The sequence below is a fragment of the Streptomyces sp. CWNU-52B genome (assembly GCF_047444975.1).
In the GTDB taxonomy this organism is placed as follows: Bacteria; Actinomycetota; Actinomycetes; order Streptomycetales; family Streptomycetaceae; genus Streptomyces.
The window spans coordinates 144556-157574 of record NZ_JBLFJV010000030.1 but is presented as its reverse complement, the minus strand read 5'-3'; the positions used below and the strand labels follow the sequence as shown (position 1 = coordinate 157574).

Annotated in this window: 9 protein-coding genes and 1 pseudogene; 3 read left to right on the top strand and 7 right to left on the bottom strand. The window is 69.7% G+C overall.

All coding sequences use genetic code 11. From position 1 onward, the window contains the following. Positions 1-98 precede the first annotated feature (98 nt). The gene (locus tag ACLVWQ_RS27490) at positions 99-728 is read left to right on the top strand and encodes a TetR/AcrR family transcriptional regulator (RefSeq protein ID WP_414111869.1); all 630 of its coding nucleotides are present in this window, start codon (positions 99-101) and stop codon (positions 726-728) included. 385 nt (positions 729-1113) lie between these two features. Here the strand turns inward: ACLVWQ_RS27490 and ACLVWQ_RS27485 are convergent. The 3 genes and pseudogenes from ACLVWQ_RS27485 to ACLVWQ_RS27475 all read right to left on the bottom strand — a co-directional run bounded on the left by ACLVWQ_RS27485 (position 1114) and on the right by ACLVWQ_RS27475 (position 6036). Beyond that, positions 1114-1870: pseudogene (locus tag ACLVWQ_RS27485) on the bottom strand (IS5 family transposase). A gap of 603 nt (positions 1871-2473) precedes the next feature. Continuing rightward, positions 2474-3814 (bottom strand): class I SAM-dependent RNA methyltransferase, encoded by a 1341-nt coding sequence (locus ACLVWQ_RS27480; protein WP_414111868.1) that lies wholly within the window; start codon positions 3812-3814, stop codon positions 2474-2476. Positions 3815-3984: 170 nt separating this feature from the next. Further along, positions 3985-6036: an APC family permease gene (locus ACLVWQ_RS27475; RefSeq protein ID WP_414111867.1), complete on the bottom strand. Its 2052-nt coding sequence runs from the start codon at positions 6034-6036 to the stop codon at positions 3985-3987. A 588-nt stretch (positions 6037-6624) separates the two neighbouring features. Between ACLVWQ_RS27475 and ACLVWQ_RS27470 the strand changes: the two genes are divergently transcribed. Together ACLVWQ_RS27470 and ACLVWQ_RS27465 are read left to right on the top strand one after the other, a co-directional pair. Next, positions 6625-7296 carry a potassium channel family protein gene (locus ACLVWQ_RS27470; RefSeq protein ID WP_414111866.1) on the top strand — a complete coding sequence of 224 codons (672 nt, stop codon included), beginning with the start codon at positions 6625-6627 and terminating at the stop codon, positions 7294-7296. After that, the gene (locus tag ACLVWQ_RS27465; protein WP_414111865.1) at positions 7296-7973 is read left to right on the top strand and encodes a potassium channel family protein; all 678 of its coding nucleotides are present in this window, start codon (positions 7296-7298) and stop codon (positions 7971-7973) included. Before ACLVWQ_RS27470 ends, ACLVWQ_RS27465 begins: the two co-directional genes overlap by 1 nt. A gap of 211 nt (positions 7974-8184) precedes the next feature. Here ACLVWQ_RS27465 and ACLVWQ_RS27460 read toward each other — a convergent pair whose 3' ends face one another. The 4 genes from ACLVWQ_RS27460 to ACLVWQ_RS27445 all read right to left on the bottom strand — a co-directional run bounded on the left by ACLVWQ_RS27460 (position 8185) and on the right by ACLVWQ_RS27445 (position 12827). Then, positions 8185-8913 (bottom strand): DUF3159 domain-containing protein, encoded by a 729-nt coding sequence (locus ACLVWQ_RS27460; RefSeq protein WP_414111864.1) that lies wholly within the window; start codon positions 8911-8913, stop codon positions 8185-8187. A gap of 3 nt (positions 8914-8916) precedes the next feature. Next, the gene (locus ACLVWQ_RS27455; protein WP_414111863.1) at positions 8917-9315 is read right to left on the bottom strand and encodes an OB-fold nucleic acid binding domain-containing protein; all 399 of its coding nucleotides are present in this window, start codon (positions 9313-9315) and stop codon (positions 8917-8919) included. Positions 9316-9456: 141 nt separating this feature from the next. Next, a complete protein-coding gene (locus ACLVWQ_RS27450) occupies positions 9457-10140 on the bottom strand; it encodes a response regulator (RefSeq protein WP_414111862.1) in 684 nt (227 codons plus the stop codon). Continuing rightward, positions 10137-12827: an ATP-binding protein gene (locus ACLVWQ_RS27445; protein WP_414111861.1), complete on the bottom strand. Its 2691-nt coding sequence runs from the start codon at positions 12825-12827 to the stop codon at positions 10137-10139. Before ACLVWQ_RS27445 ends, ACLVWQ_RS27450 begins: the two co-directional genes overlap by 4 nt. Positions 12828-13019: the final 192 nt, after the last annotated feature.

Below are 13019 nucleotides of genomic sequence, written 5' to 3'. Positions count from 1 at the left end.
GCACCCGAACCCGAGACGCAGATGTTCCGGGTACTCGGTGACGTTAACAGCCCGGCTATACTCGAAACAAATCGGTCCTAGTTCGCGAGGAGAGCCCCATGCCACAACCCGGTGCACAGCTGCGGCGGCCTTCCGGCCTCTCCGGACCGCCCCGCGATCCCGCCCGGGACGCCCGGATCCTCCGCGCGGCGACGGAGCTGCTCGCCGAAGGCGGCTACCCGGCCATGACCATGGACAAGGCCGCGGCACGGGCCGGGGTGGGCAAGGCGACCGTGTACCGCCGCTGGCCCTCGCGGGCTGAACTCGCCGCGGAGGCTCTCAGCCACGCCGGACTGACCGACGACGTCACGCCGGTCATCCTCGGCAACGGGCACCTGCGCGACGAACTCCTCGCCACCCTGGCCAGCGCCATCGGCAACCAGGACACCTCCCGGGCTGACCTGGTCTCGGCCCTCCTCGACACGGCCCGCCAGGAGCCGGAGCTGTGCAGCCTCATCCGCGTGCGCTATGTCGAGTCCCTGCACCAGGCACTCGCCGACGTGCTCGACCACGCGGCACAGCGTGGCGACCTGCCTACCCGACCCAACCACCCCCAGGACGGACACACGATCGCGGTCTCCGCCGCCATCGCCCTCCTTGTCCACTGGGGAGTTGTCCACGACCGCCCGATCAATGACGAGGACATCGCACAGATCATCGACGGCGTCCTCATGCCCCTGCTCCGATAACCCTTGGACCACGCCGTGCACGGGCACGCCAGTGAGCGGTGACGTCGACTGCGACGCAGCGTCGGCTCCACACCGTGCTGCGGCGCCGCGCGGGCGGCGAGTCCGTCGAGCAGATTCCGCCCGACCTGTTCATCCCCACCGGCAAGCGCAAAGGGCCACAACCCCTCCGTGGCCAGCGCCTACCGGGCCCTCACCGAGCACGCCAAGCGCAAGGCATACCCCGAAGCCGTCGCCCAGGCGCACGCCGACTTCGACGCCCTACGGGCCGACGGCACCCCCGGGCCCGCCCCGCACCGTCTGACCGAGCGTCACTCCGATGACAGAGAGTCACTTGTCACTTCGCGGCAGCTTCGGGAGACAGGGCCCTAACAGGGCTGCTGACGCGTCACGAGCGGAGCCATAGGCGGAGCGAGGCAACGGTCACCGTTCCGTGGAAGACGTAGGCACGCTTGTCGAAACGGGTGGCTACGGCCCGGAAGCACTTGAGTGCATTGAACGTCCGCTCTACTTCGTTGCGGCATTTGTAGATCGACTTGTCAAAGCCGGTAGGCCGACCGCCCGCGCTGCCACGGCGCTGGCGATTGGCCCGCTGGTCCATGCGCTCGGGAATGGTGTGCTTGATCTGACGCCGCCACAGATACCAGCGGTTCTGACGGGATGAGTACGCTTTGCCGCCGCCCTCGCTAGCCAGGTGGATCTTGCATGTCAGCCCGCCCCGAGAACGGCCCAGAGCTTCATCGGAACGATGCTCAACAGGATGGCCAGGGCGACCTGGAATACGCGGCGCTGCAGCATGGGCACCGGCGGCTTGTTGGTGGGCACGACAGGGGGTCGAGTCCACGCTGACCATGCTCCAGTCGATCCGTCCGTCCACATCAGCGTCGGCCTGAACGGCCCGCAGGATCTTCTCCCATGTGCCGCCCCCTGATCACCGCCGACGCCTGTCATGTACCGTCTTCCATTTCCCGAAGCGCGCTGGAAGATCACGCCAAGGAATCCCGGTCCGTTGCCGGAAGAGAAGAGAATGCCGTGCCGTTGATCACCCTGCGGTGACTCTTCCAGCGACCGCCCCGCCCTACGTTCATCGGCAGATGAGACTCCAACCGCGCCCACTCCTGATCCGACAGATCACCTCGCCCCACGCATGTCGGAACGATTCTCGGGTGGACAGGTCACCCGACCCATCGGACAGGACCTAATACCGCACGAAAAATCGCCGCGAGATCTACGTTTCCGCAGGTCAGAACGTTTCCGCAGGGGAAGGCTGGCGGGGCGGGTGGGACTCGAACCCACGGCCGGCGGATTATGAGTCCGCTGTTCCTCTCTACGAGGTATCAACCCGGCCGACAGCGTGCGTCAGCAGACTGATTCCACTGACTGCCGGGGCACGCTCTGAACCAAGGTTTCGAAGCCAAGATCCGGACCAGACGCGGGCCAGCGGCCAGTCACACATTCCAACTAGCATCGTTTCTACTGGTCAGCGACGTGCGAGCCCTGTACCACCAGAAGGCGAAGAACCTGCCGGGCGGTCCGCACCGGTTGGCTGAGCCTGACCGCTTGGCACCACGAAATTCTCGGCGATCACGCTTGACCGGCTTACGCATCGGAGCGCCTGACCAGCAACGCAACACACCTGACACCCCATCAGAACGAGCGTCAAATGAGCGTCACGGGCGTCATTTCAGCGTCAAGATATCGCCCGTAACGCCCACACCGCCCATAACGCGCACGGGCAAAACCGCAGGTCAGGCGCCCTTCGCCACCGGTTCCAGGATCGCCACGCACTCCACATGATGCGTCATCGGGAACAGATCGAACGCCCTCAGCGTCCGCACCCGGTACCCGCCCTCCTTGAAGTACGCCAGGTCCCGTGCCAGCGCCGCCGGGTCGCAGGCCACGTATGCGATCTTGCGGGCGCCCAGTGACGCCAGGTGCTGGACCGTCTTCTTGCCGGCGCCCGCTCGGGGCGGGTCGAGGACGATCAGGTCGACCTCCTTGATGCCGGTGCGTGGCAGGACCGTCTCGACCTTGCCCTGTTCGATGCGGACGCGGTCGAACGCGGCCAGGTTGTGCCGGGCGTCCTCCACCGCGCGCTTGCCGGACTCGATGCCGAGGACCGCGCCCTTGTCGCCGAGGCGGTCGGCGAGGGCGCCGGCGAAGAGGCCGACGCCGCAGTACAGGTCGAGCGCCATGTCGCCCTTGCGCGGCAGCAGGCCCTGCATGACGGCCTTGACCAGCGTGTCGGCCGCCATCGGGTGGACCTGCCAGAAGCCGCCGCTGCCGACCCGGTGCGTACGCCCGTCGGCCCGCTCGCGGACGAAGGCGCGGCCGTGGACCCGGTGGATCCCGCCGTCGTGCTCCTCGACGCGCATCACGGAGGCGGGCTTGTCCAGCTCGACGAGGGGCAGGCGCGCGCCGGGCCGCGGTTCGAGGATCACCATGCGGTCCTGCGAACCCGTCGCCGCGATCGCCTCGACCGACTCCATGCCCGACCAGTCGTGCTTCTCGATGCCCAGTTCGGAGACCCCGGGCGCGGCGATCATGCAGTGCTCGATCGGCTCGACCTCGTGCGACCGGTGGCGGCGCAGACCGGCGTTGCCGTCCTCGTCCACCGCGTACTGCATGCGCGTACGCCAGGCGGGCACCTCACCGGCGGGCAGCTTGTCGCCCTCGGCCGGCATCACCGTGCCGTCCCAGCCGGCCTCCTCCGGTGTGAGGCCCGCCAGCCGCTGGAGCTGCTCGGTGACGACCTCGCCCTTCAGGCGCCGCTGCGCACCCGGCTTGGCGTGCTGCCAGTCGCAGCCGCCGCAGCGCCCGGGGCCGGCGTAGGGACACGGGGCGGCCACCCGGTCCTTGGACGCCTCCCGGATCTCGACCGCGTCGGCGCGCAGGAAGCGCGAGTCCTCCTCGCCGTCCGTCACCCGCGCCAGGACCCGCTCACCCGGCAGCGCGTGCCGTACGAAGAGGACCTGCCCGGCGTCGGTACGGGCGATGCAGTGCCCGCCGTGCGCGACGGGGCCGATCTCGACCTCGTACTCCTGCCCCACGAGCGACCCCGCCGGCGTTTTCTTCGGTTCTGCCTGCATGGCGGGGTGACTCCAAATGCGAAAGGAAGGGGGGAACGGCCGGAACAACCGGAACGACCGGACAACAGCCCACCAGTCTACGTGGACGCCGCCCGGCCGCTCACCACACCGCTCACCGCACCGCCCGCCGCGCCGCTCACCGGGCCGGAGGCCACCCCGTTCACCGTGCCTCAGCTCTTCGGAGTCTGGGACTCCTTGTGCCGCTCCTCCGCCGGGCCGCGCCGCACCGAGCCCGGGGCGGTCCACTCCGAGCGTCTGCGGGCCCGCTTCTTGGCCACCTCGGAGGACTCCAGCTGGTACGGCACCGACGTCACCATGACACCCGGCGTGAACAGCAGTCGGCCCTTGAGCCGCAGGGCGCTCTGGTTGTGCAGCAGGTGCTCGTACCAGTGGCCGACCACGTACTCGGGGATGATCACCGACACCACGTCCCGCGGCGACTCCCGGCGCAGCCCCTTCACGTACTCGATGACCGGGCGCGTGACCTCGCGGTACGGCGAGTCGAGGATCTTCAGCGGCACGGTGAAGCCGCGGCGCTCCCACTCGTCCCGCAGGGCCTTCGTCTCGGTCGGGTCGACGTTGACGCTCAGCGCCTCCAGCGAGTCGGAGCGCATCAGCTTGGCGTAGGCGAGGGCGCGCAGCGTCGGCCGGTGGATCTTGGAGATCAGGACGACGGAGTGGACCCGGGAGGGGCGCAGGCTGTCGTCGGACGGGCCCTCGGGCGCGGCGATCTCCTCGGCCACCCGGTCGTAGTGCTTACGGATCGCGGACATCGTCGCGTAGAAGATCACCATGCCGAGCAGGGCGACCCAGGCACCGTGTGTGAACTTGGTGCCGAGGACGACGACCAGGACCAGCCCGGTGAAGAAGGCGCCGAACGCGTTGATGGCGCGGGAGCGGACCATGTGGCGGCGCTTGGCCTGGTCCTTCTCGGCGGCCAGGTGGCGGTTCCAGTGCCGGACCATGCCGGTCTGGCTCAGCGTGAAGGACACGAACACGCCGACGATGTAGAGCTGGATGAGGCGGGTCGAGTCGGCGCCGTAGACCCAGATCAGCAGGATGGCCGCGCCGGCGAGCAGCACGATGCCGTTCGAGAACGCGAGCCGGTCACCACGGGTGTGCAGCTGGCGCGGCAGGTAACGGTCCTGGGCGAGGATCGAGCCGAGCAGCGGGAAACCGTTGTACGCGGTGTTCGCGGCCAGGAAGAGCACGAGCGCGGTGGCCGCCGCGAGCACGATGAAGAGGAAGCTGCCGTCACCGAACACCGCCTCGGCGACCTGGGAGATCACCGGGTTCTGGACGTAGTCCGCGCCGACCGCGGCGCCGTTCTCCAGCAGGTCGTGCGCCGGGTTCTCGGCCATGCGGACCTTCGTCGCCATGGCCAGCGCGATGATGCCGCAGAACATGGTGACGGCGAGCAGGCCCATCGCCGCGAGCGTCGTCGCCGCGTTCCTGGACTTGGGCTTGCGGAAGGCCGGGACGCCGTTGCTGATCGCCTCGACGCCGGTGAGCGCGGCGCAGCCGGAGGAGAAGGCGCGCAGCAGCAGGAAGACGAGAGCGAAGCCCGCGAGCCCCTGGTGTTCGGCCTTGATCTCGAAGTCGGCGGTGGGCGCCTTCATGGTGTCGCCGAGGACGATCCCGCGGAACGCGCCCCACGCGATCATCAGGAAGACACCCGTCACGAACACGTACGTCGGGATGGCGAAGAGCTTCCCCGACTCCTTGACCCCGCGCAGGTTCATCAGCGTGAGCAGCACGATCACGGCGACCGCGCAGAGGACCTTGTGCTCGACGACGAAGGGGATCGCCGAGCCGAGGTTCTCGATGCCGGACGCGATCGACACGGCGACGGTGAGGACGTAGTCCACGAGCAGCGCGCTGGCGACGGTGAGACCGGCCTTGGGGCCGAGGTTGGTGTTGGCCACCTCGTAGTCGCCGCCGCCGCTGGGGTAGGCGTGCACGTTCTGCCGGTAGGAGGCGACAACGGTGAACATCAGCACGACGACCGCGACGGCGATCCAGGGGCTGAAGTGATAGGCCGACACGCCCGCGATGGACAGGACGAGCAGCACTTCTCCCGGCGCGTACGCCACGGAGGAGAGCGGGTCGGAGGCGAAAACGGGGAGTGCGATGCGCTTCGGCAGGAGTGTCTCTCCGAGCCGGTCACTGCGCAGTGCGCGCCCGATCAAGATCCGTTTGGGCACGTCGGTCAGTTTGGACACGGTGAGGATCGTAAGCGGTCGAACAGCCCACCGCCCACCCTCCCCCGCACTCCGTGGCGCCCGATCGGAAGGACACGCGCCCGGATCCACTCGCGATCCGCTCCCACGCCAGTCCCGAGCCCGTCCCGATCCGGTCCCGATCTGTTCGCAATCCGCTCCCGAACGTCCGTCGAACGGCTCCCGACCCGCTCACACCCCGTCCCGGACCGGTTCACGACCCGCTCACTACCCGTTGACGACCCGCTCTACGAGTGAAATCCGATGCGGGCGCGCCGCTGGATCCCTGACCGAGTGAACGCCCATGCCTATATGAAAAAAGCCAAATCTTTGCCGCTCTTTGCCCATTCATGGAGGTCCCATGCACGCCACCGCTGAACTCATCGGCGCCGCCGCCGGACTTGTCGGACTGGGAATCCTGACTCTCGTCAGCGTGCGGAGCATCAGCCGACGCTGATCGTCAGCGGGTACCGGCGAGTCGTGGGTGAACGTGCACGGGGGTGCCGCCCACGGACCGTGCGTGTGTAGCTTGGGCGTCGGTCTGAGACCCTGTTTCAGCCTGAGCAGTACTTTCACACCGGAAGGACGGTCGTGCACATCGTCATCATGGGCTGCGGAAGAGTGGGTTCCGCTCTTGCCCAGACCCTGGAGCAACAGGGGCACACGGTCGCCGTGATCGACCAGGACCCCACCGCCTTCCGACGGCTCGGCTCCGGGTTCGGCGGCCGTCGTGTGACCGGCGTCGGCTTCGACCAGGACACTCTGCGCGAGGCGGGCATCGAGGAGGCCGGCGCGTTCGCCGCCGTCTCCAGCGGCGACAACTCGAACATCATCGCCGCCCGGGTGGCCCGCGAGATGTTCGGCATCGAGAACGTGGCCGCGCGCATCTACGACCCCCGCCGCGCCGAGGTCTACCAGCGCCTGGGCATCCCCACCGTCGCCACGGTCCGCTGGACGGCCGACCAGATGCTGCGCAGGCTGCTGCCGTCGGGCGCCGAGCCGTTGTGGCGGGACCCCACCGGAGGGGTGCAGCTCGCCGAGGTGCACGCGTCGACGGCGTGGGTGGGCCAGCGGATCAGCCGGCTCCAGGAGGAGACCGGAGTGCGGGTGGCCTTCCTGACGCGGCTGGGCGAAGCGGTGCTGCCCAGCTCGCAGACGGTGCTGCAGGAGGGCGACCTGGTGCACGTGATGATGCGTACGGACGCCATCGAAAAGGTCGAGGCGTCGTTCGCCGAGGGCCCCGAAGAGGAGAGCGGTCACTGATGAGGGTCGCCATTGCCGGTGCCGGCGCCGTGGGCCGCTCGATCGCGGGCGAGCTCCTGGAGAACGGGCACGAGGTCCTGCTGATCGACAAGGCGCCGACCGCCATCTCGGTCGAGCGCGTCCCGATGGCGGAGTGGCTCCTCGCCGACGCCTGCGAGATCACGTCCCTGGACGAGGCGGCGCTCCAGCGCTGCAACGTGGTGATCGCGGCCACGGGTGACGACAAGGTCAACCTCGTCGTCTCCCTGCTCGCGAAGACCGAGTACGGGGTCCCGCGGGTCGTCGCCCGCGTCAACAACCCCAAGAACGAGTGGCTGTTCAACGAGTCGTGGGGCGTGGACGTCGCCGTCTCGACCCCGCGTCTGATGTCGGCCCTGGTCGAGGAGGCGGTGAGCGTCGGCGACCTGGTCAGGCTGCTGCGCTTCAGCCACGGCGACGCCAACCTCGTCGAGTTGACGCTGCCCCCGGAGTCCGCCCTGGCCGGTACCCAGGTCGGTGACGTGGCATGGCCCGAGGACACCTCCCTCGTCACCATCATCCGCGGCACCCGCGTGCTCACCCCGAGCCGCGAGGACTCCCTGGAGGCGGGCGACGAACTGCTGTTCGTCGCGGCCCAGGCCCGCGAGGAACAACTGGAGGACCTCCTGTCGGTACGCCGCCAGGACATGACGGGCTGAGCCCGGAGAACGGGCTGAGCCCGGAGATACGCAGAGATACGAGAATGGGGGCGCCCGGATTTCCCCGGGCGCCCCCGACTTCCCTGACTTCCCAGCCCTGGCCGGCCGCCGACCAGCCCGTCCGGCGTTCGAGGACGAGGCCGAGGCCGTTAAGGCCGACAGCGGGGACCCGGGGCGGCAGCGCCCAGTGCCCCACACCGGCAGCGGGTGCCTACTCGGCGGAGCCGGACACCGACTTGCGCTCCTGCTCGGCCTTCTCCGCCGCCTCCATCTCCGCGAACACGTCGATCGGCGGCGGAGCCTTCGCGAGGAAGACCCAGGTCAGCCAGACCGCGAGGAGGAAGGGCGGGATCTTCAGGGCGATCAGCACCCAGCCGAACTGGGTGGTGTCACCCCACCAGTACAGCGGGAAGAGGATCGCGCACTTGGCGAGCAGGATCAGGCCCCACGCGTAACTGGCCTTCGCGTACGCCTTCTTGCGACCGGGGTTGCGCGTGCGCCAGGAGAGGTTCTCCTTGAAGACCGGGCCGAGGATCAGGCCGATCAGGGGGACTCCGGCGAGCGTCGTGACGATGTAGGCGAGGGCGAGGCCGAGCGTGTAGAGCATGCCCGGCAGATAGAAGTCCTTCGCGTTGCCCGTCATCATCGCGAAGACGACACCGAAGGCGACACCGAAGACGCCGCTGAACGCGTGCTTGACGGTGCCCTTCATGACGAGGCGCACCACGACCAGCAGGATCGACACACCGAGGGCCGCGATGGCCGCCGAGTGCAGGTCCTTGTTGATCGTGTAGATCGTGACGAAGAGCAGGCCCGGCAGGACCGTCTCGATCATGCCCCGCAGACCGCCGAACGCCTCGAAGAGGGCGGCCTCGGTCACCGCCCGCGAGTCCTGCGCATCCCGCTGGGCGTCTTCGGTCGGCTTGTCGAGGGACGTCACCGGCTACTCCCGTCCGAGGGGTCTGAGTTCGTACTTCGGATTGAACAGCACGCGGCGGCCCCGGCTCATCGAGATCCGGCCCGACGCGATCACCTTGCGTCCGGGTTCTATCCCCACTATGGAGCGCCTGCCGAGCCACACCACGTCCAGGGCGGCCGAACCGTCGAACAGCTCGGCCTCCAGGGCCGGGACACCGGCCCTCGGGCGCAGGGTGACCGTGCGCAAGGTACCAGTAACCGTGACCACCTGTCGGTCACGGCAGTCGCCGATGCGTGTACAGCCCGCCGTCTCGGCGTCCTCCCGCAGCTCCTCCGACTCCAGGTCCTCCTGGGAGGAGGAGAGCCGGTCGAGCATGCGCCGGAACCGGCCCACCGGCTTTTCGGAACGAGGGACAGCACTCATGTCTCAAAGCGTACCGGCGGTGGCTGACACCTACGTACCCGTGGCGCTTTACCACCCGAACCGGTCCGCCCCACGGCACCCCGCTCACGGCCCCACGGCTCACGGCTCACGGCTCACGGCTCACGGCTCACGGCTCACGGCTCACGGCTCGAACCGGTACCCCATCCCCGGCTCGGTGACGAAATGCCGGGGATGCGACGGGTCCGCCTCCAGCTTGCGGCGCAGCTGGGCCATGTAGACCCGCAGGTAGTTCGTCTCGGTGCCGTAGGAGGGGCCCCAGACCTCCTGGAGCAGCTGCTTCTGGCTGACCAGCCGGCCCGTGTTGCGGACCAGCACCTCCAGGAGGTGCCACTCGGTCGGGGTCAGGCGGACGTCGCGGCCCGCCCGGTTGACCTTCTTGGCCGCCAGGTCGACGGTGAAGTCCTCCGTCGAGACGATCACGTCGTCCTCGCCGCCCCCGGTGGGCTCGGCCCGGCGGACGGCCGCACGCAGCCGGGCGAGCAGCTCGTCCATGCCGAAGGGCTTGGTCACGTAGTCGTCGGCGCCCGCGTCGAGGGCCTCCACCTTCTCGTCGGAGGAGTGCCGGGCGGACAGCACGAGGATCGGTACGCGCGTCCAGCCGCGCAGCCCCCTGATCACCTCGACGCCGTCCATGTCGGGCAGGCCCAGGTCGAGGACGATCACGTCGGGGTGGCGGGCGGCCGCGAGCTGGAGGGCGGTGGCGCCGTCTGGGGCCGCGTCGACCTCGTACTTGCGTGCCTTGAGGTTGATCACGAGGGCCCGGGTGATCTGCGGCTCGTCGTCGACCACGAGGACGCGGGTCATGAAGCCTGCCTTTCCGGCTGTACGGGTTCTGCGCCTTGTCCGGGTTCTGCGCCGGGTCCGGCTTCCGGGGCCGGCCCGGTTTCCGTGCCCTGTCCAGGTTCTCCGGCCGGTACGGATTCCGCGCCTTCTCGTACGGGTTCCGCGGCCTCCCCGAGAGATCCGGGACCGAGCAGCCCGGGGCCGGGGCGGGAGGGGCCCGCTCTGAGGGTGAGGACCATGGTGAGGCCGCCGCCCGGGGTGTCCTCGGCGTTGAGGGTGCCGCCCATGGACTCGGCGAAACCGCGGGCGACCGCGAGGCCGAGGCCCACCCCGGCGCCGCGCGGGGCGTCACCGTAGCGCTGGAAGGGGGCGAAGATACGATCCTTCGCCTCGTCCGGGACGCCCCGGCCGCGGTCCACGACGCGCAGCTCCACCCGGTCGCCGAGCGCGCTGGCGGCGACGAGGACGCGTTCCCCGGTGGGGCTGTACTTGACGGCGTTCTCGACGATGTTGGCGACCGAGCGCTCCAGCAGGCCCGGGTCGACCGCGACCATGGGCAGGGTCTCGGGGATCTCCAGTTCGACGCTGTGTTCCGGTACGCCGCCCAGGGCCATCGGGACGACCTCGTCCAGGTCGATCTCGCGGATCAGCGGGGTGACCGTGCCGGTCTGGAGCCGGGACATGTCGAGCAGGTTGCCCACCAGGTGGTCGAGCCGGTCGGCGCCCGCCTCGATGCCCTCCAGGAGCTCCGCCTCGTCCTCCTCGGACCAGGCCACGTCGTCCGACCTGAGGGACGTCACGGCGGCCTTGATGGCGGCCAGCGGCGTACGCAGGTCATGGCTGACGGCGGCCAGGAGCGCCGTACGGATGCGGTTGCCCTCGGCGAGCGTGCGCGCCTGATCGGCCTCCTCCTGGAGACGCTTGCGGTCCAGTACGACGACGGCCTGGGCGGCGAAGGCGGCGAGGACCCGGCGGTCCTCGGCGGGCAGCACCCGGCCGGAGAGGGCGAGCGCGGTGTGGTCGCCCACCGGCATGTCCACGTCCGCGGACTCGGGGAGCTTCGGCGGGTTCGGGCCCACGCTGCCCGCGCAGGTCCACGGTTCGAGGTCGCCGACCCGCTCCAGGAGCGCGACCGACTCCATACCGAAGGTCTCGCGGACCCGCTCCAGCAGGGCATCGAGGCTGGTCTCGCCGCGCAGGACACTGCCCGCCAGGAAGGAGAGGATCTCCGACTCGGCGCGCAGCCGGGCCGCCTGGTGGGTGCGGCGGGCGGCCAGGTCCACCACCGACGCGACCGATATGGCCACGCCCACGAAGATCGCGATGGCGACGAAGTTCTTGGGGTCCGCGATGGTCAGCCGGCGCAGTGGCGGGGTGAAGAAGTAGTTCAGCAGGAGGGAGCCGAAGGCCGCCGAGGCGAGCGCCGGGAGGAGCCCGCCGAGCAGGGCCGCCGCCACGATCAGGGTCAGGAACAGCAGCATGTCGTTGGCGAGCCCGAGATCCGCGTCGACGTGGGTCAGCAGCAGGGCGAGCAGCGCCGGTCCGACGACTCCGACGAGCCAGCCCGCGATGATCCGCGACCGGCCGAGACGGGCTCCCCTGGCGACCGGCAGGCCGCGCCCCTTGCCCGCCTCGTCGTGCGTGACGATGTGCACGTCCAGGTCGGGCCCCGACTCCCGGGCGACCGTGGCGCCGACGCCGGGCCCGAACACGTACTGCCAGGCCTTGCGCCGTGAGGAGCCCAGGACGATCTGGGTGGCGTTGACCCCGCGGGCGAACTCCAGCAGCGCGGTCGGGATGTCGTCGCCCACCACGTGGTGGAAGGTGCCGCCGAGGTCCTCGGCGAGGGTCCGCTGGACGGCCAGTTCCTTGGGCGAGGCGGAGGTGAGGCCGTCGCTGCGGGCGATGTAGACGGCGAGGACCTCGCCGCCGGCGCCCTTCTCGGCCAGCCGGGCCGCGCGGCGGATCAGCGTACGGCCCTCGGGGCCGCCGGTCAGGCCGACGACGATGCGCTCGCGGGCCTGCCAGGTGGAGCGGATGCCGTGCTCGCCCCGGTACTGCTGGAGGTACTCGTCGACGCGGTCGGCGACCCAGAGGAGGGCCAGTTCCCGCAGGGCGGTGAGGTTGCCGGGGCGGAAGTAGTTGGACAGGGCCGCGTCGACCTTGTCGGGCTTGTAGATGTTGCCGTGGGCCATCCGGCGGCGGAGCGCCTGGGGCGACATGTCGACCAGCTCGATCTGGTCGGCCCGCCGCACCACCTCGTCCGGGACGGTCTCGCGCTGGCGTACGCCGGTTATGGACTCGACCACGTCACCGAGCGACTCCAGGTGCTGGATGTTGACCGTGGAGACGACGTGTATGCCGGCGGCGAGCAGCTGTTCGACGTCCTGCCAGCGCTTGGCGTTCCGGGAGCCGGGGACATTGGTGTGCGCCAGTTCGTCCACGAGGGCGACGGCCGGGGCACGCTCCAGGACGGCGTCGACGTCCATCTCGGTGAAGGCGGTGCCGCGGTGGGCCAGCTCCCTGCGGGGGACCTGCTCCAGGCCGTGCAGCATCACTTCGGTACGCGGCCGGTCGTGGAGCTCGACGAACGCCACCACGCAGTCCGCGCCCCGCTCGACCCGGCGGTGCGCCTCGGACAGCATCGCGTACGTCTTGCCGACGCCCGGTGCCGCACCGAGGTAGATCCGAAGCTTGCCGCGTCCCATGGCCTCATTGTCTTCCCAAACCCACCGCGTACGCCTCGCACGCCGAGGAGACCGACCCTACGGCCGACGATCCGGGCGAACCGGACGAGGAGGCACGCGGACGGGCTCCTTGACAGAACCCTGACGCACCGGACCTGACCCACCGGGCCCGAGGCATCGCACCTGTCCGGGACCCGGTCGGCCCGGCGCGGC